Annotated in this window: 11 protein-coding genes; 1 reads left to right on the plus strand and 10 read right to left on the minus strand. The window is 65.7% G+C overall.

What is annotated here, in order from left to right; translation table 11 throughout:
- Positions 1 to 19: 19 nt before the first annotated feature.
- The 4 genes from rpmG to SINAC_RS22105 form a co-directional block, all read right to left on the minus strand.
- Positions 20 to 196, minus strand: coding sequence for a 50S ribosomal protein L33 (rpmG, locus tag SINAC_RS22085; protein ID WP_015247808.1), 177 nt, complete (start codon positions 194 to 196; stop codon positions 20 to 22).
- A 229-nt stretch (positions 197 to 425) separates the two neighbouring features.
- Complete coding sequence (locus SINAC_RS22090) at positions 426 to 2051, minus strand: permease (protein ID WP_015247809.1); 1626 nt, start codon at positions 2049 to 2051, stop codon at positions 426 to 428.
- Positions 2048 to 2899: a hypothetical protein gene (locus SINAC_RS22095; RefSeq protein WP_015247810.1), complete on the minus strand. Its 852-nt coding sequence runs from the start codon at positions 2897 to 2899 to the stop codon at positions 2048 to 2050. Before SINAC_RS22095 ends, SINAC_RS22090 begins: the two co-directional genes overlap by 4 nt.
- 459 nt (positions 2900 to 3358) lie before the next feature.
- Complete coding sequence (locus tag SINAC_RS22105) at positions 3359 to 3727, minus strand: hypothetical protein (protein WP_015247812.1); 369 nt, start codon at positions 3725 to 3727, stop codon at positions 3359 to 3361.
- Positions 3728 to 4185: 458 nt separating this feature from the next.
- On the opposite strand from SINAC_RS22105, the gene SINAC_RS22110 reads away from it, so the two are divergent.
- The gene (locus SINAC_RS22110; RefSeq protein ID WP_015247813.1) at positions 4186 to 7542 is read left to right on the plus strand and encodes a PVC-type heme-binding CxxCH protein; all 3357 of its coding nucleotides are present in this window, start codon (positions 4186 to 4188) and stop codon (positions 7540 to 7542) included.
- 842 nt (positions 7543 to 8384) lie between these two features.
- Here the strand turns inward: SINAC_RS22110 and SINAC_RS41315 are convergent.
- From SINAC_RS41315 to SINAC_RS22145, 6 genes are all read right to left on the minus strand, one after another.
- Complete coding sequence (locus tag SINAC_RS41315; RefSeq protein WP_020467208.1) at positions 8385 to 8552, minus strand: hypothetical protein; 168 nt, start codon at positions 8550 to 8552, stop codon at positions 8385 to 8387.
- Between the two features lie 87 nt (positions 8553 to 8639).
- Entirely contained in the window at positions 8640 to 12197 is a 3558-nt protein-coding gene (locus tag SINAC_RS22125; protein WP_015247815.1) for an ATP-binding protein, read from the minus strand.
- A 13-nt stretch (positions 12198 to 12210) separates the two neighbouring features.
- Positions 12211 to 13458, minus strand: a complete 1248-nt coding sequence (locus SINAC_RS22130) for a metallophosphoesterase family protein (RefSeq protein WP_015247816.1) — start codon at positions 13456 to 13458, stop codon at positions 12211 to 12213.
- Positions 13459 to 13555: 97 nt separating this feature from the next.
- Complete coding sequence (gene recD, locus SINAC_RS22135; RefSeq protein ID WP_015247817.1) at positions 13556 to 15649, minus strand: exodeoxyribonuclease V subunit alpha; 2094 nt, start codon at positions 15647 to 15649, stop codon at positions 13556 to 13558.
- The gene (locus SINAC_RS22140; protein WP_015247818.1) at positions 15646 to 19359 is read right to left on the minus strand and encodes a UvrD-helicase domain-containing protein; all 3714 of its coding nucleotides are present in this window, start codon (positions 19357 to 19359) and stop codon (positions 15646 to 15648) included. The genes recD and SINAC_RS22140 overlap by 4 nt, the downstream gene beginning before the upstream one ends.
- Positions 19356 to 22814: an exodeoxyribonuclease V subunit gamma gene (locus tag SINAC_RS22145; protein ID WP_015247819.1), complete on the minus strand. Its 3459-nt coding sequence runs from the start codon at positions 22812 to 22814 to the stop codon at positions 19356 to 19358. The genes SINAC_RS22140 and SINAC_RS22145 overlap by 4 nt, the downstream gene beginning before the upstream one ends.
- Positions 22815 to 23405 lie beyond the last annotated feature (591 nt).

The raw sequence follows: 23405 nt of genomic DNA on the forward strand, positions 1-23405 counted from the left end.
CTAAAGGCAATCGATCTATTTATTTTCGCTTGATCCTGTGAATCGTGTGCTTACGGAGTCTGCGGCAATACTTTCGGAGTCCTTCTTTCATGGACTCGGGGAGCCCACCGCGGGTATTGATCTGGATGCGATAGTTCAGCTCATTGGTCTCGGTGCACTGAAGCCAGACGTATTCGCGGCCCTGAGATTTGGCCATGATTTTTCCCTTCTCGCACAGTTCGGCTGTCGCAGCCTGTACTCACCATGTGCCGGCGAGGCCCAGCGCGTTCCGCCAATCCCCCCTTTGGTTCTCAATTCCCTGGGATCGCGGGCGACCCACCCGCAATTTCATTTTATTGAATTGAATCAATAAGTTTATTGAAGAGCGGGCGGGTCGCCCGCGGTCCCAGGGGTGTGTGGATTGTCGAAATGCTGACTTGCTTGAATTAAATGTCTTGATCGAAGGCTTGGCGGCACGCCTGCTGTGCCTTGCCCACGTGATCGAGAAGGGTTCGGGCCTCCTCGATCCGCCCTTCTTCGAGAAACCCTCGGAGGGCCGCAATCGCGTCGAGCAGGTCGTCTTTGCGGGTCCGTGCGGCGACGGTGAGCACGCCGCGACGGAGGATCAGGCTGGGGCCGAGCTTCTGGACCAGGGCTTCCCAACGCTCCAGCCAAACCAGGCTTTCTCTCGCGTCGCCATGTCGGACGGTGTATTGCACCTCCGTGTGAACCGGCACCATCTCGTCGAAGAGGACTGCCGGTGCGGGGTAAAAGGCCAGGACCAGGGCGACGACACCGGGAATCGCGGCGATCAGGCCCAGCGCGGCGGTCAGGCGAGGGGACAGCGAGCGCTCCCAGACCCGCGTCTCCGAATGGGGCCGCGGTGGCGCCTCCCGCGCTTCTTCCGACCAACGTGCCAGCCTCAGTCGTACGCGAGGCTGGCGAGCGATCAGACCGGCGGCTGCGAGGAGCCCGAGAGGTGCGAGGGCCGGAAGATAGGCCTCGCCGTTCTTCGCCCCGATGGCCCATGCCGTGGAGGCCGCCTGGAACAGGCCAGGGTCCCCGAAATTCGCCCGCCCCAGTTCATCAAACGCATGAGTATGAAAAGAGGCTCCTCTGGGTAATGCCGTTTTGGTGCGATCCAATCCCCAGCCGGCGAGTCCATAGATTCCGAGCCCGACCACCATGACGGCGGCTACTGCGCCGGGCTTCAGTTTCAGCCCGCATTGCAGCCAGGTCAGGACGGCCAGGTTGAAACCGGCCCCGAAGGCGATCAGGAGGAAGGCCACCTGGTTGGTCCCTCCATCGCGGACGAGGACCCCGGCCTGACGCATCGCTCCCAGCGGGGTCTCGCACGCGAGGGTTCCGACGGCGGCCGTGATGAGGCCGGCGCTCGGCCGCGAGGGGGATGCGGCCATCTCAAGCCAGCCGGGGGGGAGGAACGCTCCCAGTAACCCGGCTCCCGTGGCCGCCAGCGCCAGGTCGCGGAGCGAAGGGCCGGAGAGTTCGGCGGCGATGTCGGACACGACCCGGACCAACCGCGCTGTCGCGGTGCCGGGCAGGCGTTCGACGTCCTCCTCACCCGGTGCCCGAGTGCCCGGTTCCAGGCGATTGACGAGATGGCCGGCGACGATCGACCAAACCAGCAAGGCCGCGACGCACACCGCCATGGTCTGCACGCTCATGAGCGACATCCCGAGCACCAGCGAGAGCGGATCGACAACCGCCGCCGTGAGCAAGAACGCGAGGACCGTCCCACGGGGGACCTTCATCGCGTGGAGGCGGCGGGCGACCGGCAGTGCCCCCAGCGCACCGAGCGGCAGGAGGAACCCGAAGGCCGAGGCCCGGATCAGGCCGGCACGTGAGCGCCTCCCCAGCCGACGCTGAATCGCTTCGGCTCCGACGACTCCACGGAGCAGGCCCGCGAGGACCACACCGCACAAGAGGTAGGGGCCGCTCGCGATCACGGTCTGGACGAGCCGGACGCCCGCCCCCGCAAGGGTCGACCCCGGGCTCAGGTTGAGTGTCACCAGCCCATCGCCGTGGGCTAATAAAATTAGGGAAATGCTCATGATTTGCCTTCCTGTGGAGCTACGTAGGTTTCCGGCGATCGGATCGACTCGGGGTCTTTCTTCGCCTGCCGCACGAACTCATCGACGCAGGGAGGGCAACAGAACAAGTACGTCTTGCCTCCCACGATCCAAGAGCAATCCGGGTTCGCCCGCGTGTCGGTGATCGGGCAGACCCGTGCGCCCGGGGTCGGCTTGGGGTCGTGGGAGGCGTGGAATCCGACGAACTTCATCGAGGCCGTCTTCCGGTCGTTCGCGACGATGTCCGCCTCGGTGTACTTGCCGCCGGGGGTCAGGTATAAGGCCAGCTCCGCGTCATCGGCGACCTTCTCGGGCATCGCCGTCGAGGGTTCCGGCGCGGCCGTCTCGAACCCGAACCGGAGCCGCTGCCCGGCGATCCGGATGCTTGGCACGACCACGATCAAGGGCCGACCGCCCAGGCCGTCAGGGAGTTGGCCAGTGAACGCGGACGTCATCCCGGACGCGTCCCCCTCCTGGCGGTCAGGCTTGAGCTCGACCGGCCGCGATTGCATATCGCCCACGGGCCGCACGTAGGCGGTGAGCGTCTGCGACTCGACCTCCTGCACCTGCGATTCCTTCTCTCCGAGGGTGAGGAGGCGAAGTCCTCCCGCTTCCGTCAGGATCGCCTCGACGTGGTAGTGAGCGCCGTCGAGCGGTACGATCAGGCCGCCGTGTGCCCCGGCCTTGTGCTCGTGCTTGCCGGATACCGTTGGAGGAGGTGGCGTTGCGAGGCGATCACTGCCGGTGGATGAGTCGTGGCATCCGCCACATGCCGCGAGCAGGAGGGCACTGAGGGTGCCGGTTGGCCCGAACTCAAGGAGGCGTCGCATCACGTTGGATCTCCATGCGGTTTTCGAGGGAATTAAGAATTGACATGCTGGGAATTGTGGATTGGATGGCCGTGGAGGGGGGACGGGCGCGTGCGACTCCCACGAATGACGAGGTGTCATCAAGGCCCGAACCGAGATCCACGAATTTGCAAAAGGCCCGCGTCATGGCTCGGGGAGCCATGTGCCGGTTAACGGTCGAGACGGGTGGTCATGACGCTGAAGGGCGAGGCTTGAGCAAAGCCCTCAGCGAATGAGGCCGTTCGTTCGATACGGATCGCTGGGTGCCACGGGTTCCGTACTCGGACCCCGTGCGGGAATGCCTTGGCTGGGGCGCACGGGGTCCGAGTACGGAACCCGTGGCACCCCAACGTCCTTCATTTCCCGGTGAAGCCTGACCTGCCGAGACAGACACTCAGCGAATGAGGCCGTTCGTTCGAACGGATCGCGGCAGGCGCGCAATCAGACGGGGAACGGTTGCGGAGGGGCGCGCGGATCGCCGTCGGTGTGTGGGCGGTTGATCACGCTCACCGGCGCGTCGTCGCGGTGAACTTTGCGGACAGGCGACCGCAGCACAGGGCCCTGATTGGGCGTCGGGAGCTGGGTTTGGGCGAGGCAGGTGCAGAGGACGCAGGAGCCTTCGTCGTGGGGAGCCGCGAGGCCCGGCGCGGAACGATCGTCCGCGTGCGAGTCGGCGCTACCGGCGTGCTCGACGATTCGGTGGCCGCAAGCGGAGAAGGCGTGCCAACCCTGACCGGGGACCATGATCGTCGCGTAGAGCGCGATCAGGCTCCAGACCAGGGTTCGGCGAATCCCGCAACGCGAAGCCATTCCGGCGTGTTCCCAAAGGCTGGATGAGTCGATCGGGGTTTGGCCGGGGGAGCCAGTCCCGCGCAGGCCCTATCATGATCGGCGACGAATCCTCGCGTCAAGCCGAGCGTTTTGTCCACCGGGAAAAGAAGGGGTGGGATCGCAGCCACCAACATTTCCTGCGTCGGTCCATGTCATGCCGATCCCGTCGCCTTGAGAGGTCAAAGCAGTGGAATTGCCGTGAATCCTTTCCCATCCCTGGCGGAAACCGGCCTCCTTTGGGAATACGGTGAGGAGCCGGTTACCACTGGTTGTACCGCATGATCCGACCGATTAATCTGGACGACTGCGGTGGGAACCCTCCAAATAACTTTCACAGCTTGCTTTCCAAAGCGATCGGCGGGAAGGGCAAATGCGCCCTCTCCGTTTTCCGAGCCGTGTGAAACCGATCGTGTACCAACTCCGAGGCCCTTGATCCCATGACTCACGCGAAGCGTGCTCTCCTCGTTTTGGGTTCTCTCCTGGCATGTAGCCAGGCGGAACCGGCGATCGCCCAGGGACCGTCCAAGGAGCTGGCCAAGAAACTGCTGGCCTTGCCGCCCCGCCCACAACGTCCCGCGCTGTCCCCCAGCCGCTTACCCCTCGAGTTTAACAAAGGGGAACGCATCGCCTTCGTCGGCAACTCGTTCGCCGAACGCATGAACCTGTTCGGACACTTCGAAACGTTGCTCCACACGCGATTCCCCGACAAGGAGCTTGTGGTTCGCAACTTCGCGCGTCCCGCCGACGAGGTGGGGATTCGCCAGCGATCGGCCGACTACACGGCCCTGGACGACCCCTTGACGGCCTTCGGCGCTGACACCTATTTCTGCTTCTTCGGTTTCAATGAGTCGTTCGCGGGTGCCTCGGGCCTCGAAAAGTTCCAGGCCGACTATTTGCGGTTCTTCGACACCATCGCCGAGCAGTACCCGCGCGACGATACGAAGGCCCCCCCGCGCTTCGTGGTGATCTCCCCGATCGCGTTCGAGTCGACCGGCGACCCGCTCTTGCCCGATGGCCGGGCCGAGAACGAACGCTTGCGCCTCTACGCCCGCGCCTCGGCCGAGGTGGCGGCGAAGAAGGGGGTCGCGTTTGTGGACCTGCTGGAAAAGTCGGCCGGCCTGATGGCCGCCGAGCCCGGCATGCAACTGACGATTAACGGCTGCCACCTGAACGAGCGTGGGGATCGCGAAGTGGCTCGTTTGATCGACGAGGCCATGTTCACCATTCCCTCCACAGCCAGTGTGGGAAGTCCCGCTTATGAGAAGCTCCGGGCCGCTGTCAACGACAAGTCCTGGGTGCACCTGCAAGATTATCGGATGCTGAACGGCTGGTATGTCTATGGCGGGCGGCGGACCTGGGATACGGAAACGTTCCCCCGTGAGTATGTGAAGATTCGCAAGATGGCCGAGGTCCGCGACCAGTACGTCTGGAACCTTGTCCAGAACAAGTCGGTCCCCGAGCGCCCGGATGATTCCGGCACCGGCGACCTGATCGTTCCGCAAACCCGTTTCGGCGACCCTCGGCAGAATTACTCCGAGGCCGATTCGCTGCGATACCTGACGCCCGAGCAACTCGTCAAGTCGACCACAGTCCCCCCCGGATTCGCGATCGAGCCGTTTGCCGACGAGACCAAGTTTCCCGAGCTGGCCAAGCCCGTCCAGTTGAACTTCGACAACAAAGGGCGGCTCTGGGTGGCCTGCATGCCCACCTACCCCCAGTGGAAGCCGGGCGACGGCAAGCCGAGCGATAAGCTCGTGATCCTGGAGGATACGGACAAGGATGGGAAGGCGGATACGTGCAAGGTCTTTTATGACAAGCTGCAATGCCCGACCGGCTTCGAGTTCTGGAACGGCGGCGTGCTGGTGGTCGACCAGCCGCGGTTGCTCTGGCTGAAGGACACCGACGGCGACGACAAGGCCGATGAGGTCGTCCACCTCGTCGACGGCTGGGCCACCGATGACACCCACCACACCTGCGGCGCCTTCGAGTGGAACCACGGCGGTGCGTTGCACATGCTCGAAGGGATCGCCACGAGCACGACCCTCGAGACCCCCTGGGGACCGCATCGGAGCATGGGGACGGGCGGTGCCTACGTGATGGACCCGAGGACGCTCAAGGTCCGCCAGTTCGCCTTGCCCGGCCAGTACAACATGTGGTGCTATGTGTTCAACGGCTGGGGACAAGGCATCGTCGGTGACGGCACGACGGCCAACCATGCCTGGGATACGCCCCTCTCCGGCGCTCAGTATCGCGGTCGCACCGGCCTGAACATGGTCTTCGACAACGAGGGGATGAGGCCCGCCCTGGGGAGCGAGTTTCTGGTCAGTCGGCATTTCCCCGACGACGTGCAGGAGCAGTTCACCTATGCCTGCGTCATTAACATGAACGGAATGCCTCGGTTCAGCCTCAAGGACGACGGCGGCGGCTATCACGGCGCCCGCTTGAAGCACGCCGACGGGCAGCCCGACGACCTGATTCGCTCGACCGACAAGCACTTCCGCCCCGCCGATCCGCAGATCGGCCCCGACGGAGCACTCTGGTTCGGCGATTGGGCGAACGCCTTGATCGGCCACATGCAGTACAGCCAGCGCGACCCGAATCGCGACCACACGCGCGGGCGGATCTATCGCCTCGTCTACCCGGAACGGCCGCTGGTGGAGCCGGTCACCCAGTTCGGCAAGCCGGTGCCCGAGCTCCTGGACCAGTTGCGGCAGTATGAGTGGCGCACGCGCTATCGGGCTCGTCGCGAGCTTCGCGACCGCCCGTCGGACGAAGTTGCTGCCGCCGTGAAGACGTGGGTGGCCAAGCTCGACCCGAAGGATCAGGAGTTCGACCGGCTCCGTTGCGAGGCGCTCTGGATCTTGGAGTCGCATCATCGTCTCGATGCCGATCTGCTGACCCAGGTCTTGAAGGATGCTCCGGCGTTCGAGGCTCGGGCCGCTGCTGTCCGGATCCTCGCGGACGAGCGGGAGTCATTCCCGCAAGCCCTCGACTTGCTGTTGGCCGCTGCCCAGGATGCTCATCCTCGGGTCCGAACCGAGGTGGCACGCGGGCTGAGCTACTTTTCTGAGCCCAAGGCCGCCGCGGCGCTCCTGGCGATGACTCAGGCGCCGGCCGACTACTGGTGCGACTACACCATCAAGCAGGCGCTTGGGGCCAACGAAAGCATCTGGCGGGCCGATTACCTGACGGGGCGGATCGCGAAGGCAGGCCCGCGCGGCTCCCAGATGGTCACCGAGCTGATGTCGGCCTCGAAGGCAGGGGCGGCGGCCTTGCCGTTCTTGCAGTCGCTCCTCAGCCAGGAGCCGAAGCCGGACGAAGAACGGGATAAGGCGATGACCGGGCTCGCCCAATTGAAGGGGGACCAGAATCGCGGTCGCGAGGTCTTCGTTCGAACCTGCACGGCCTGTCACCGGGTGGGTAACGGCGAAGGACGCGAGTACGGCCCGAACCTCGCCGGCGTCGCCAAGCGGATGCCGCGCGCCAAGATCATCCATTCTGTGATCGACCCCAACGCCGACGTCGACCCCAAGTATCGGTCGACCATGATTGCGACCGCCGACGGCACGATCGCATCCGGCCTGGTGGTCAGCGAGAATGACAAAGAGGTCGAGATCTTCGACGGCAAGGCCACGCGGAAGATCCTCGTCAAGGACATTGAGGAGCGTTCCCTCCGGACCCAGAGCAGCATGCCCGAAGGAACGGCCTCGACCCTTGCCCCCTCGGAATTCGTCGACCTGATCGAGTATCTGGGGGCGCAGAATCAGGATGTGAAGCCTGAGGAGTCGAAGTAAGTGAGTCGGCACCCGTTGGCCTGACGATGGGCCAACGGGTGCGAGGAACCGTTGTTATTCGAACCGCTGAGAGTTAGAAAAGCCGTGTCCACGCCGCTTTTTTGACCGGCGGGGTCTTTGCAATCCTGGAGGGATGACCGCCAGGACCAGCCATTGGCTTTTGACGGTCACTTCCTTCCGTCCCCTTTTTCTCCGACAGTAAAACGCTCAGGTCGACCGAGCTCTCTTCAATCATCTCTGTCATCTTGTCCTGATCCCAGGCATGCGGTAGCTTCGACTCGATCGGTTCGCGTGCTGGACGTGCCGGCCAGATGGAGGAGGATGGTATGAGGCTACCACGGTTCAAACTCCGGACGCTTATGATAGCCGTGGCTTTTGCGGGCCTTATGATCTCATTGGCGACACTTCGGCAGCGACTCAGGGGACTTGCCGCATACCACAACGCGCAGATGGCTGAGCACAGTACCCCAACTCCCGCTTCTCCGTTCCCCCCGCCAGGAACGATCGTGGTCAAGAATCCTGAGTCGGGGACTGTGACGGCGTATCAGATGACGCCTCGGGCTCAACAGCACGCAAAGAAGGCGAGTGAGTATTCTGGTTCTGCCGACCGCATAGGCTTGCTCGTCGCTGTCTTACTGCTCATCTCGGCACTGGTAGGTATTGTCATGGCACTCCGCCGTCGGAAGGATCTGCCGTCCGATCCAAAACCGCAATGAACGCAGGGGGATAATAGGGGACGGAGCGAAGTTGCTGTTTCCGGGGCCGCCCTCGGCTCCGGCGCATCCACCGCCCGAGATCGCCGTCGCCGTGGGGTCGGAGAACGAGATGGAAATGGTTCGGCATCAGGCAGTAGCCGAAGAGGTCGAGGGGAGACGCTGGCGGCCGTTGTCGATCGCTTCAATGGAGGCGTCGTAGTCGGCGGGCTTGGGGAAGACCGCCTTGCGGCGGTTTCCGTGATTCAAGGCGTGGTCGATCACGCCTTCGACGGAGGCGCGAGCGGTTCTTGGCATAACTCGAGGTGAGTCGATTCTGCGTTTGGAGCTGAATGGGAACGCTCTGTTGGGGCCGAATGCCGACTCAACGATTTCCGGACGCGTTCATGAGACCGCCTCGGCCCAGCGTCGATCCGACGCCAGATGATGGGTGAAGAACACGTCTTTCTCCAGATGAGCCTGGGCGAGGTCGAGCAGGTGGGCGTGGTGGGTGAAGAAAATCACTTGCGTCTTCTTGGAGAACTCGCCCAGAACCTGGAGGGCGGCTGCCGAGCGGCCATCGTCGAATTGGAGGAGGATGTCGTCGACAACCAAGGGGATCGGCTCGTGGGCGGCGAGCCAGTTCTCGAGGCTGGCGATCCGTAAGGCGAGGTAGAGTTGATCGCATGAGCCATCGCTCATGCCTGAAATGTTCACGGTCGTCTCGCCATCGGGACGGACTCCGACGAGGACGGCCGCGTTTCGGTCGTCGTAGTCGATTCGAAGGCCACCGAAGGACCCGGTGGTGAGCGTGGCGAAGAGTTGGCTCGCTCGACGGATGAGCGGCCCCTGGGCACGTTCGCGGTAACGCTCGATGCCTTGCTGAAGGACGAAGGCCGCGATCCGGAGCGCGGCGTAGCGAGGTACGTCGGCTTGAAGCCGGGCGAGGGCATAGCCGGCCTGCTCGTTCGCTTCGGCGGCCTTGCTGCTGCCGTCGATCGCCTCGAGCACCTGGTTCTCCGCGCCGATCTTCTGGTTGACCTCGAGCATCCGCTGCTGGAGCTCGGCCACGTCCTTTTCGAGCCCGTCGAGGACCAGGCCGAGCCCGTCGGGGTCGAGCTGTTCGGCCTCGGCGATGAACGCCTCGATCGAGGCACCGGCGCTCAGGCTTCTGATCTGCTCCTCACACCGCCTCAAGTCGGCCTCGAGCTTCGAGCGCAGGCTGGAACGCTGTTCGGCCTGGGGCAAGTCCTCGGCGGTCGCGCAGTTCGCCTGGCGGCAGAGGTCGCCGAGTTCGAGCCGAGCTTCGACCTGCGACTGCTCCGCGACCTCAAGCGCCTTGTTCTCGGCCTCGATCCGGTCGCGATGCGAGCGCAACGACTGATCGTCTTCACGGGCCGAGCGGAGCCGGGCACTGAGCGTGCCGACCACGGCATCGGGCGGCTGGTCCGCGAGGTCGGGGGCGACGCGAAGGGCGAGTGCGGCGACGTCGTGGGCGAATTGCTCGCCGTCGCGGTCAATGCCGCGGATCCAGCTTCGGAACTCGTTGGCTTTGCGGACCTGGTCGCGGAGTTCGCGGACCTTCTGGATGAACACGTTGGCCTGGGCGGGGGTGGCCTCGCGTTCCAGGCCAATTCGACTCATGCTCTCCGCCCAAGGTCCGCGCCAGTTTTCCTGGTCCGCTTCGATCTTGGCGAGGCTCTGCTCGGCCTCCTCGAGGTCGGCCTGTTCCTTGGCAAGGTCGGTCTCGAACCGTTCGCGGCGGCGGATCAACGCCTCGTGCTTCGCGATCAGAGCCAGGGCCCGCTCGATTAGGGGGGCCAGGCGCTCGTCGGGGGCGCTCGATGTTTCGCCCAGTTCGGCCAGGGTCGCCGAAAGTCGTTCGGATTGCTCCTGGATCTGGTGGTCGAACCGCTCGACCTCGGCCTGCCCGGCCCGGAGCTTGCCCAGAGCCTCGATGGCCTTGTCCCGCTTGTCGAGCCAGGAGCGCAGTTCCGTCGGGCCGAACGCGCCGAGGCCGAGCGGCGCGGCCACCGCTTCCCATTCCCTGGCGAGCCGTTCTCGAGCCTCTTGAGCCTCGGCTTCCTCGCGGCTGATCCGGTTGAGCTGGCCCCGATGGCCTTCCACCAACGCGAGCTGTTCGGCCCGTCTGGCGACGTCGTTGGCCTCGCGGCGCAGGCGATCGGCCAGCACGTCGCTCTTCGAAATGCCTTGCTCGTAGGCTTCGGCGAGCGTCCGGCCGAGCCCGTGATCGGCCAGGTAGGCGGCCACCGCTTCGGGGTCGTCCTCGCGGTCGAGCCAGGCGCGACGGATCAGCGTCCACCCTGCGTCGCGTGACTGGCGAGACCGGCCCAGATCCTCCTCGGTCGGGAGGTCGCGCTGAAGGGTTTCGGCCTGGAGTCGGGTTTCCAGCTCGGCGATGGCCTTTTCCTCGCGAGCGCGGTCGGACTCCAGCTCGCGCCTGCGGGTTTCAGCCCGCTGGAAGTGCGCCTCGAATCGCTCGATCGTTTCCGGGAGCGGGACGGGTTGGTCCTCGAGGTCGTCGGGCGAACCCGACCAGCCGGGGAGTCGGCGGGTAGCCGCCGCGAGTCCTTTTTCGAGCGGGGCCATCGCGTGCCGGGCCTCGTCGCGGCGGGCCTCGATCTCGCCCAGCTTGATCGCGGCCTTGGCTTCCACGCGGAGCCTTTTCAGGTCGGGCGAGGGCTCCAGGGTCTCCTGGTCGTGTCGGATCTTCTCGGCACGCTTTCGGTGGCGGGCGATCGTATCGAGCGTCTCGTCGCGACGGGTGATGATCTGCTCGAACTTGAGTGCGAGCTGGGGGATCACGACGGGATCATCGGCCCGAAGCTGGAAGGCGTCGGCGGCGGCCAGGTCGCGAGGCTGGCCGAGCGCCTGCAAGATATCGCGGGCGGAGTGCTCGTGCTCCTGGAGGTTGGAGACGCGGATCGGGCGGTCGGCCTGGGCCTTGCGGTAAGCGCCTCGCCGCTCGTAGAGGGCTTCGATGTCGTCGCCGGCCGCGAGCAAAGGTCCAGGGATGTTGATCTCTTCGCAGAGGCCGGACAGGTTCTCGATCGCTTGCCGGGCCCGGGCTGACTCGTGGCGCGCGTGGTCGCCTGCGTTCTCGGCCTTGCGCCTGCGGTCGGCGAAATCATCAGGAAGGATGATGACGTCTTTGAGTTTTTCAAGCTCCTCGATCAGTTGCACCCGTTCGGGGAAGAGTTTCAAGGCCCCTTGAATCCGCCTCAGCCGGTTCGACTCGCTGAACTTCCGGCGCAACTCCGCTTCGAGCTGCTTGCTCTCGGCCCTGGCCTCGCGGACGATCTGGTCCTGGCGCGACCAGTCCTCGGTGGTGACGGTGACTTCCTTGATCTTCGCCTTGGCTTCGTTGACGTCGGCGATCGCCTGGGGAATGCGCTGATTTTTCCCTTTGCCGGTGTCGGTGAACAGTTCGAGGCGGTCGGCCTGAAGCGCTTCCTGAATCCCCTTCAGGCCGGCGATGCCCGAGCTGGCCGAGAAGAGTAGCTCGCCGAGCTTACCGCCTCCGCTGATGATCGCCTTGCCCCCTTCGATCAGGGCTTCGTGGCCGATCCCGAACATCGTCTCGAACATCGACCTGTCGACGCCGCCGAGGAACCGTTCGAGCTGGGCGGGGTCGAGCGGAGTCTTGCCGTCACGTTGGCAGAGGGGGTCATTGTTCTTTTTGAGCCGGACGAACTCGAGGATCGAGCCGTCGGAGTGTTCGAGCGTGGCGCTCAGGCGCATCTTGTTGTAGTCGACCCGAAAGTTGTCGGGCGAGCGCATCGGGATGCCGTACAGCAGGTGGCCGAGGGCGCGGAGTGCGGAGGTCTTGCCTGCTTCGTTCGTGCCGTAGACGAGGTGGAGGCCGAAGCGTCCCGCCGAGAGGTCGAGCGACTCACCGGAGAAGGGGCCGAAGGCGTCGAGGTTGAGGCGTTGGATCTTCATCGGCGATTCCTTTTCAGAAGTGGAGCCGGTCGTGGAGCAGGGCCTCGGCCGAGTCGAGGACCTCGCGGAGCCATTCCGGGCTGTCGAGCGCGAGGGCCTCGGGGCCTTCCATCAGCTCCTGGGGAAGCTTCAGCCGGAGGCCCTTGAAGAGACCGCTCAGCTCCTTGAACCGGGACTCGTCCGACCGGAGCTCTTCGAGCACGGCGAACAGTTCTTCGATCGGGCCGTCGCCCACCGCCGTCGCCGATCGGAGGGGACTCGTCTGGATCTTGACCTGCTCGACCCAGAGGCGGTCGGTCCCGAGTTCGGCCGCTCGGGCCCGCACCGCCGCCCTGGTCTTTTCGGGGTCGGACAGTAGGCGATCGTGAATCGGGCTCGCGCCTCCGATCACCACGCGGACGGCCAGGAGTCGGTCAGCGTCCTCACGCGCGAGCCATTCCGCCAACTGGCCGGAGGCCGCGTCGGCCAGCTCATCCTCGGACCCGGCTCGGGTTGCATCGATCTCGCAGAGTTCCCAGCGAACGACGTCGAGCCGGCGGAAATCGACCTTGGGGGGGCCTCCGTTGGCGATCGAGACCAGCAGGCACCCCTTGGGACCGAGTTCTCGCGCGTGCCGCCCCTGGGTGTTGCCGGGAAAGGCGATGTACGGCTTCTCGCAGAGCATCTGCCGGGTGTGGACGTGGCCGAGGGCCCAGTAGTCATACCCCTTGGCGACCAACCCCTGGACGGTGCAAGGGGCGTAGCGCCCATGCCGCTCATCGCCCCCGGCGCAGGTGTGGAGGATGCCGATGTTGTAGAGGCCGCGGGTCGCTTGCGGATAGCGCTGGGAGAGGTCCTCGGTCACAGCCTGAGTCGAGAACCCCTGGCCGTGGACCATGACGTCATAGTCCTGCAACGATAACGATTGTGGCTCATCGTGGCTCAACATCGTCACGTTATCGGGCAGAGGGAGCCGGCGGGTCATCTTGTTGTGGGCGTCGTGGTTACCGGCGATCGCGATGACCTTGATTCCGGCCTCGCGCAGGCGGGCCATCTGGCGGACGAGGTAGAGGCCCGTGTTGTAGTCCTGCCAGTCGCCGTCGTAGAGGTCGCCCGCGAGCAGGACGAAGGCCACCTGCTCGGCGATCGCCAGCTCGACGAGGTTCTCGAAGGCGCGACGGGTCGCCAGGCGAATCCGCTCGGCGGGCGCTCCGTCGTAGCTCTCGAGACCGCGGAGCGGGCTGTCGAGGTGGACGTCGGCTGCGTGGAGGAATTTGATCATAGGGACTCTCTTGCTCTCTCCGAAATCACGTCAAATTCACAGGCGGAACCTGTGCAGGAAAAAAAAGGGCTTGGCCTGGGGGCCACTCCCTCGCCCCCTATTTCCAATTTACCGACTCGAGATCGGTTTGAGGGGGACGGGGAGCCGCGCGCACCCGCTCGGCGACTCCGGAATAACGACGAGCCGACCGGGCGACTCCTTGCGCGAACGTGTCGCGTGAGCCAACCAGGGTCACCGCGCCCCGGCTTCGGGTCAGGGCGGTATAAAGGATCTCGCGGGTGTTGAGCGGGATGTCGGCGTCGGGAAGGATCAGGGCCACGCGGTCGAACTCCGAGCCTTGCGACTTGTGGACGGTCATGGCGTAGGACCGCCGCAAAACCGACCGGAGTGACCCGATCCGATGCGTGACAAATTCGTCGGCGCGGCGGAAGACCACCATTGGCGCAGGGCGGCCCCCTTCGGAGACGCTCAGGATCAGCCCCTGGTCGCCATTGAAAAGCATGCGGCTGTAATCATTGACTTGCATCATCACCGGTTCGCCCGGTAGCAGGTCGTCGGCGCGGAACGAACCGGCCGGGGTGGCAGCAAAGGCCTGGTCATGGAGCCGGTCGTTGATCCGATCGGCCCCCGATGGCAGGACCCGGGTGAGGCAGAGCACCCGTGACCGATCGAAGTGGTCGAACAGGCGGGTGAGCCGCCCCTGGTCCTGCTCGCTGAACCCGGTTCGCCCGATCAGGTAGCGGCGGGCGATCAGGTCGTCGAAGTCGGGCAGGGCGCGGATGACTTCGACCGTCCAGCGGTGAAGCAGCGCCTCGATCACGCCCGAGCCTTCGGAGGCCTCGAGAAATTCGACCCCCTGGAAGGTGACCTCGGCCAGGGAAGGTCGCTCCACGATCGTGTCGTCCCGGTCGCGGCTCGGGGCGAACCGTGGGGTCTCACCACGGTCGATCGCCTGGGAGACGGTCAGGATGTTGCGGCCGTCCGGGTCGTCGGGACGCATCCGGTGGCTCTGCGTGAGCCGGACCGCTCGAGGCCCGAGCGGCGAAGGGCCGTCGTCATCTTCCGCCAGCAGGTCGCGGAGCACCGCGCCCGCCTCCACGGAAGGCAACTGATGGTCGTCGCCGAGCAGCACCAGTCGAGCATCGTCGCGGAGCGAACGCGCCAGCCGCTCCATCAAGACCAGGTCGATCATCGACCCCTCGTCCACGACGACGACCCGCCCGGCGAGCCGATTGTTCTCGTGGTGGAGGAATCGACCGGTCGAGGGGGAGTAGCCGAGCAGGCGGTGGAGCGTCCGTGGTTCCGGGATCGTCTCGAGGTCGTTGTCTTCGGGAGAGGGCTGGGCCACGGCCTGAAGGCCCGCCTGGATCGACTGGCCGAGCCGTTGCGCGGCCTTGCCGGTGGGGGCGGCCAGGAGCATCGCTTCGGGGGGGATGCCCAGGCGGCGGAGTACCCGGAGAATCGAAACGACGATCGTCGTCTTGCCGGTCCCGGGGCCGCCGGAGATCACTGCCAAGCGATGGCTTGCCGCGGTTCTGACGGCGGCGAGCTGGTCGTCGGAGAGGGGGAGGGGGACGCCGTTGCGGACGGCGGGCCGTCCTTCCACGTCGAGCACCGCCGCCGCGACCTCGGCTTCGGGCCAGCCGGAGTCGTCGCCGTCCCCGGCGATCCGCCGCCGGAGGGCGTCGGCGAACCGCTCCTCAAGCGCCCGCATCTTCTGGAGATAAAGGTAAGGGCCGTCGACGATCAGCGGCTTGAAGTCCTCCGGGCCGCCGACGATCGCGGCCACGCGGCCTTCCTCGATCAGACTCTCAGCCAGCTTCACCGCCCGCGCGGCGTCCAGGCCGGGGATCGACCCCTCTTCCTGAAGGAGCTGGCGGGCGATCTCGAGCCGGATGGCCCGATCGCGAAAGGGGAGTCGTGTGCTCCCCTGACGCAGGGCAATCAGCGCGGTCAGGGCCAGGAGAATCAGGGCGGCACGCTCCTCCCGATTCAGGCCGGGGGGGAGCCGGCCCAGCTCCCAGGCGAGGAACGCCACCTCTTCTTCGAGGTTGAAGGACGCAGCGATCCGCTCGCGGACGGGCCGGAGCCAGGCCAGGAGCGCAGCCTCGTCGTCTTCACTCGGGGGCAGTCCCGTGGCGACAACGGCGCGGGCCGTTCCCGATGGAGAGAGCTCGGTCAGCGGTCTCATCGAAGCCCTCCCGAGGATCGTTCACCGAAACGGATCAGATCGGCCTCATCCAGGAGCACTTCGCTCCAGGCCGGCCGAGAGAAGTAGAGTCCCTGGCCCGCAGGTTCAGAGTCTGTCCCGGAAGGCGAATCGCACTGGAGTTTTTGCGGATCTTCCGGGTGCCATGCGGTTCCGTACTCGGAACCCATGTGGGAATGCCTTGGCCTGGGGCGCACGGGGTCCGAGTACGGAACCCGTGGCACCCCAACGTCCTTCATTTCCGGGTGAAGGCTGACTTTCCGAGACAGACACTCAGCATCCCGCGATGCACGGAGAAAGACGTAAATCATTCCACCGAACCGCCGCTCATATTCGACTTCGTTACGGATCCGGAGCGCCTTGACCAGCGCCATCGCGTAGAGCTTCGCTTGCAGTTCATAGTTCCGGGCAACGTGGGCCGTAATGGCCTCGGCGTCGTACGACGGCAGGACGTCGCTCTTCCAGTCCACGACGTAGACCAAACCGGCGTGCTCCACAACCAGGTCAACATACCCCTTGATGAAGCCACGTTCGACGACGAGTTTGCCGGGCGAAGGGTCGGAGAGCCTGGGGTGGGCCTCTTCCGGGAACGGGAAGAGGAACTCCATCTCGCGGATCGACCGAGGGCAGCGGCAAAATCCGGGGATCGTCGGCCCACCCCCGGTCGGGACGTCGACCGTGAGGGCGCGGAAGACCATCGCCTCGGCATTTGCCCGGTAGGCCGGCTGAATGGCGTGCCGCGCCATCGCGAGGTCGATGGTCGAGGCGACGGTTGCGAGCGCCCGCCAAGCGTCGAGCGACCCTGCCGCCGCCGTCTCGTCGAAGGAGACGGACTCGATGATCTCGTGGAGGAACGTCCCCACGACGGCCCCCCCCGGCAGGTCCCCCTCGGCGAGCGCTCCAGCGTCGCCTGAACGGCTGACTTCGCGTTGCAACTCGTCGGCTTCGATCGGCGCGGGGTCGTCGGCCCAGTCCCGTTTCATCCGGGAGTAGGAGGTCACCTCGTAGGCTTTGTGGCGCTCGCGGAGCCCGGCGAACTCGCTCGAATTATCGTGTTTTTCGAGATCCGGGCGGCGGGGGTGCCAGGAGGAAGGGTTGCGGCCTGGCCCTTCGCCGGCCGTTTGGGGGGGCTCGTCGCGGAAGCGGACGCGGTGGAACAGGCGTGAGGCCTCGGGCAAGTCGAGCACGGCCGCGAGCCGGTCGTTGAGGCGGCGGTAGCCACCTTTCCAGGAGTCGCTCATATGCTCGCCTGTGACAAACGGGAGGTAGAGCCGCGCCTTGGCACGAGTCAGGGCGACGTAGTAGAGCCGTTGCCGCTCCTCGTCGGTTTCGCGAGCCGCCGTGGCCTTGGCTTCGGTGTCGGCATCGACGTCGAGCACGCGCTGGCCGTCGCGGTCGTGGTATTCGTAGAGTCCGTCCAGAGGGCGGGCCGTGAAGCCGCCATAGAGGAAGACAACGGCCGCTTCCAGACCTTTGCTCTTGTGGATGGTCATGATCTGTACGGCGTCGCGGTCGCTTTCCAGGCGCTGGACGTTCCCGTCCTGGGAGGCCGGCTCGCGGGTGCCCAGGAGGTAGGCGTCGAGGGTGGCGACCAGTTCGGCGAGGCCGCCGCCGGTGGAATGAGCCTCTTCCAGCAGCATTTCGAACAGATGGAGATAGTTGGTCAAGGCCCGTTCGTCGTCCTTGAACAGGAGCTCGCGGCGGACGATTCCGGTCTGGTCGAGGATGCGGGCGAACAGGGTCTCGAACCGTCGGGCGTCGGCCAGGTCTTTCCAGTCGATGAGCCGGCGGAGCAGGGGGTGGGAGTCGGGCAGCTCGAAGAGGTCGGGCAGGGCGTCGAGCGGAACCGAGAAGAAGGGGGTGATCCATGCGAGGCTGCGTCGCGAGAGGTCGGCGGGGTCGTCGATCGCCGCGAGCAGGTCGCGGACGGCCGCGGCCTCGGCGGTCTGGAACAGGCCCTCTTGCTTGTAGAAGGCGAAGGGGACGCCGGCCTCGCGAAGCGCCTCGGCCATCCGCGGCCCGTCGGAGTTCGAGGCCATCAGGATGAAGATGTCCCCCGCCCGGACCGGCCGCTCCTGGCCGGGCTCGCCGAACCGGAGGCCGTGCTGCTCCGAGCAGACGCGGCTGGCCTCGCGCGCGATCTGTCGCGCCAGGCCCCGAAAGAGCTCGTTCTTGGAGAGCGCGTCACTCCTCGGTTCGATCTCGAAGACGTGGACCGGGCTCGCGATCGAGCCGTCCGGCTCGATCGCGACGAGTGTTCGGCCCGGCTTCACGGGCGCTTGATAGGTGATCTCGCCATCGAGGAAGGGGGGGCTCGCCAACGGGTCGAGGAGCAAGTTGTACGCCGCGATCAGGTCGGGGGTCGACCGGTGATTTTCGCCGAGCGTGGCCGGTTCCTGCCCTTCGACGATCCGCGCCCTGGCCGCGAGGAACGCCTGCACGTCGGCGCCGCGGAACCCATAGATCGACTGCTTCGGGTCGCCGATCAGGTAGACGTAGTTCGGGCGATCGCTCTCGACGAAGACCCGCTTGAAGAAGGTCCATTGCAGTTCATCGGTGTCCTGCGACTCGTCGATCAAGGCGTATCGGAAGCGGTCCCGGAGCGCGTTCACCAGGGACGCGCCGGCCGGTCCGTTCACCGCGTCGGCGGCCCCGGCGAGAATCGCGTCGAAGTCGAACGACCCGGTGGTGGCCGTCATCCGTTCGAGCTCGTCGACGACCGGGATCAGGCAAGCCTGAATCACCGCGGCCTTGAGCGGAGCGAGCCGGGCGTTGAGCTGGACGATCGCGTCGACGATCGTGGCGGCGGGTCCGTCGAGTGAGAGCCCGCCCAGCTTCTCGATGAGGTAACGGAGCGACTTGGTGAGATCCTTATCCCCCAGGAGGCTCAGGGAGCGGCCAACCTCTCGCGTCTTGGCCGCGACGGAGGGGAGGTGGTTGCCGCAAATCGCCTTGGTCGTGCTGCCGTGAACCTTCAACGCTTTTAAGAATTTCTCGAGCTGGGGTAGCTCTTTACTGATATCAAGATCAAACAGCGGGTTTGTTTCGAGCTCGTGCCGGAGCGCGATGAGGTCGAACGAAGGTCGGACCTCCCGGCGTGAGGAATGGCATTTGTAGAGCAGCGTTTCCAGGCCGTCGATGCCTTCGTTGCCACCGTCGATCCAGAGTGCGAGCAAGTCGGCGGCGTCGCTGGGGCCTCGGGCGAGGACCCGGCGCAGGGCCGTTTTGAAGGCGCGGCCGAACCGGGTCCGACCGTCCTCGAGAGTTCCGTCGAACAGACGGCCCCCGGCGAAGGCATGTTCGTTGAGCACCCGGCCGAAGAAGCCGTGGATCGTGCCGATCGATGCGCCGTCGAGGGCGGAGAGAGCCTTCTTGAGCCGCGCTCGCCGGGCGTCGTCGACCCGCCAGAACGTGCCCGAGCGATCGCAGCGGCACGTGAGTCCCCCTTCGCACGAGGCGGCGAGGATCTTGCCAATGATCGCGCGGATCCGTTGCCGAAGCTCGGCGGCGGCCCGCTCCGTGAAGGTCAGGACGAGCAACTGGTCGATCGAAACGTTTTCTCTCAGCAGTAATTCAATAACCAGGTGTTCGATCGTGTATGTCTTGCCGGTGCCGGCCGACGCTTCGATCACGGCGTGTCGGTCGTGCGGGATCCGATCGAGGATCGCCGGTCTCGGGTAATGGACGCTCATGAGATCACCCCGCCGCATTCCTGGAAGAGACCGAAGCGGCGGGCGATGATTGCTTCGGCCAGGTCGTCGTCGGGCGGGTTGAAGCGGGCGAAGTTGGGCACGGGGCCATAGCGCGAGCTACAGGGCTTGCGGTGATCCTCCTTGATTTCTTCAATGCTCTCCGAGATCCGTTTCCGTTTGACGACGAAGTCGAACACGGCCTCGCAGGGGAGCAGGTAGGCGTGCGGGGCGCCGAGCATTTCGGAGAGCAGGTCGGTCAGGAACGTGCGTGCCTTGGTCGAATCGATCCCTTGGAAGTGGCGTTCCTGATCGGGGTCCCCTTTGCTCGAATGGGTCAGGACGTGGGCCTGATAGCCGCCTCTGAGGTCTTGTCCGGGGGTGAGGTTGAAGACGACGGCATCGAGGAAGCCGGCGAAGAAGTCCTTCGGCCTGGTCTTGTCGCGGGTTACGCACGTCAGTGAGCCGGGCAGGTTCGCCGAGACCAGTTCGGTTCGACCGTGGATCTCGACGCGGACAGGCTGAGTTGAGCCGTCGGGACCGGGCAGGGGGACGTCGAGCGAGATCGGGTCGCGGAGCGCGTCGACCCGCTCGTTCTCCGAGGCCCGGCCGAACTGCTGAATTCGGAATGGGCCCTGGTTGAGGAGACCGCGGTGGGTCGCGCCACTGTGCCAGGCGCCGAGGCAGGCGAGATGGCGCTGGCGGTCGGACTCGCGGAAGAGGCCGACAGGCATCAGGCCGGACCGCGCCAGGACCTCGGCCCGGGGGAGGTACATGGCCTCCAGCAAGGCCGGCGAGAGTTTTCCCGACGGGTGTTGAAGGCCATCCTGAAAGACGCTGCGGAGCAGGGTCGTCTGGTCGCGTGTCGTGGTGGCGAACGGCTCGTCCGCACGGTCGGCCGCGCCGTCGCCTTCGTTCTCACGGATCCTGAGCCTGAGCCGCGCCCAACTCTGAAGCGGGCATTCGAGGAACTGGCGAATTTCGCGGAGCGAGACCTGGATCAGCCGGTCCTGAGGCTTGGATGTCTTCGGTTGATAGGGGGGGCAGAGGCCGAGCCAGTCGCGATAGGGACCTTCGAGCCGCCAGATCGCCTCGGGAGTCATCGTCGCGGCGGGGCCGCTGTGTGCCCGGAACGACGGCCGGAGCCTGCGCGCTTGCGCTTCCCGTTGGGCGGCGGTGGACGGGACAGGGGCCGTGAACAGGTCGAGGTTCTCGAAGCGCCGGAGCGGCTCTTTGCGAATCCAGGCGGCGGCCTCGGTTTCGACTCGCTCGTCGCGTCCGAGGTGGTGGAGCAGCTCGTGGATCACGGAGGAGGGTTCGAGGGATTCGCCGGTCTGGGCGTCCCGGGCGACGTACGAGAGATAGAGCCGGTCGTGGGTCGAGGTGACGGTCTCGAGGAAGAGGTAGCGGTCACGCTCGCGAGGGCTGATATCGCCGGTCTGGCGCTGGGCGTGAGCGAGCAGGTCGAGGGGGTCGGGACCGTCGGCCGCTGGGAAGCACCCTTCGCCCAGGCCGCAGACGAACGCCACCCGAAACGGCAGCGCCCGCATTTCCAGCAAAGGGGCGATCGCCACGCCGTCGGCCAGATAGTGTCCGCGCGCGTCGGTCAGGCCCTCCACCGCTTCGCGAAGGCATTCGCAGGCGACCCGATAGCCGACGACCGCGCCGTTCAGGTCGAGCCGCTTCAGCCCGGTCGCCTCGCGGAGGCAGGACGCCAGGGCGCGCTGTTCGACTTCGGAGTCGCCCGCGAGGTAGGCGGAGAACAACTTGGCGAAAAAGGCTGACCACTCGGTGAAGGTCAGCCGGGCCGTCCGGGCGAACCGGGCATCGGCGACCAGCGAGCGCACGAGCAGGAGCAGCCGCGCTGCGTCGGCCTGGGTTTCGACCGGCTCATCGTGGGGGAGCCATTCGGAATCGCCGAGGCGGAAGCCGCGATCGTCGCCGCACCGAGGCCCCGTCATGAACCCGCCCAGCACGAGCCGGCGCAGACCTTGGTCCCAGTGGAAGAGGTCGCGGTCGATGTACGTCTCTTCATGGTCGAGCCGGTCGGCCCCGTGCACGATCTCGAGCTGCTGGCACCAGGTGCGCCAGCGGTCGGCGTCCGCCCCGGGGAACTTCGCCTGCACGGCCGGGTGGGTGAGCAACGGCAGAAGCTGGGGGCGGGTGAACTCGCCGAACGGCAGATCGAGGAGCCGGAGGACCGCCTCGACCATGCGGCACTCCCCGGCCAGCGGCAGGTCGATCATCGTCGCTGGGATTTCGTAGAGCTCCTCAAACGCAGCGCGCAGGTGGGCCTGGTAGCTCTGGCGGTTCCGGGAGTCGGCAATCAGGACCGCGATGTCGCGGAACCGGAGTCGGTCGGGCGAGGTCCCTTGCCGGAAGTCGTCCTCGCGGACCAGGCGCCAGATTTCACCGGCGATCACCTCCGCCTCGCGACGGATGCCCGGGCAGGCGAGTACGGTGAGGCTGGCGTCGGGTGCGAGGGGACTGGCTGCGGCGTTCGATCCTTGGAGGATCGCCTTTTGGAGCTGCCCCAGCGCCGTTTCCGGTGCGGACTCGACGAACTCGGTGCGGACACTCATTCCGGGGAGGCCGGCGAGCATCTTGGAGAACTCCGCCCCGGGACGCCCCCAGGCGCGAACCAGGTCGTGCCCCTCTGCGCTGGCCTTCGCTGAGCGTTCGGTGAAGGCACGGCAGGAGGTGGGGACGTAGACGTGGACCTCGGAGGATTGCCCGAGGTGTTCGAGCATCTCGCGCAAGCCGGTCCAGATGTAAGAGAATCCGAAAATATGGACCAAGGGGGGCGGTCGGTAGCCGTCGAGCGACTTGAGTTGCCCGAACAGTTCCGGAGGGAGGATCAAGTGGTCGCCCCCTTTGGCGCGGGCCTGGCTGAGAGTCCCCCCGTCGCCGACGAGCCGGGTCCAGAGGTCGCGCTGCCACCCTTCGGTTTCGGCGAGCGGTCCTTCGCCCAGGTCGGTGGCGCCTTGGGCCCAGGTGCGGAGGAGATCGGGGCGGGCGTCTCCATACTGCCGGGCGAGCTGAGCCAGCCGGGTCGCGAGCTGAAACTGACGGAGGTCACGCGCTGCGGCATCGTCGCCGGCCGCGTCGAGGTAGGTCCGCACGGGGCCGGGGAGCGGCCGACCGGCTTCGGTCCCCGCGCCAAGGATCTCGAGAAAGAGCGCCCGCAAGGAGGCCCGATCGAGCAGCCGCATGGGGGGATTCGCGGGGGGCAGGAGGGTCGCCAGGAATTGCTCGGTCACCTGGAACGACAGCCCGGCGGCGATCCCGGCCCTGCGCGCCACCTCGTATTTCAGGTAGGTCGCGATTTGCGGGTTCGGGACGACGATCGGCGGCCGTTCGAACAGGCCGGCCGCCGGGTTGCGCTCCGCAGTATCAAGGTTCCCGGACAGCCGTTCGGCCAACCGTTCGAGGTGATTGGAGTACCAGACACGAATCATCGATACGAAAACTCCAAAATCGCGCGGGCCCGTGCTCCACCATAAAAGAGGGGACCGTCATCGTTCCTTCGGGGATTTCCCGACACCATCACCCCGGGGCCCAACGTCGTCGTGAAGAATCGTCGACACGGTTTGCTCGGCTCGTATCACTGACAGCGGTTTTCGTTCGTATGGCACACAAGCAAGAGGATCGTCAGTGGGTGGCCCGGACAACTTGTTGCCCGTGGTGGCGCAGCCACAAGAGGTTCTCGAAAAGCCCCGTCGTCGAGCCGACGGCCTCAGCCCGCGCAACGCCTCTTGTCGCTGCGCGACCACGGACAACAAGTTGTCCGGGCCACCCAAGAAGGCTTCCGGGTCTTCGAGTCCAGTGGGTAGCCGAGCTTAAGAGGACCTACTTCTGCTCCATGATTTCCGTGCGCGACTCGCAAAGGAATCCGCTCTAATATACACGATCGGGTCGTTGGTCTCTGTTTCACGTGGCAACCGTCCCGTATCCGGGGGCTTTGCTTGCTTGATTCTTGGGCGAGGGGGCCGCTCGTCAATGGCAGGGAGCTTGACGACCAGGGCCAGGGGGAGGTTGATCTCGGCCGA

The sequence above is a fragment of the Singulisphaera acidiphila DSM 18658 genome (assembly GCF_000242455.2).
Lineage (GTDB): Bacteria > Planctomycetota > Planctomycetia > Isosphaerales > Isosphaeraceae > Singulisphaera > Singulisphaera acidiphila.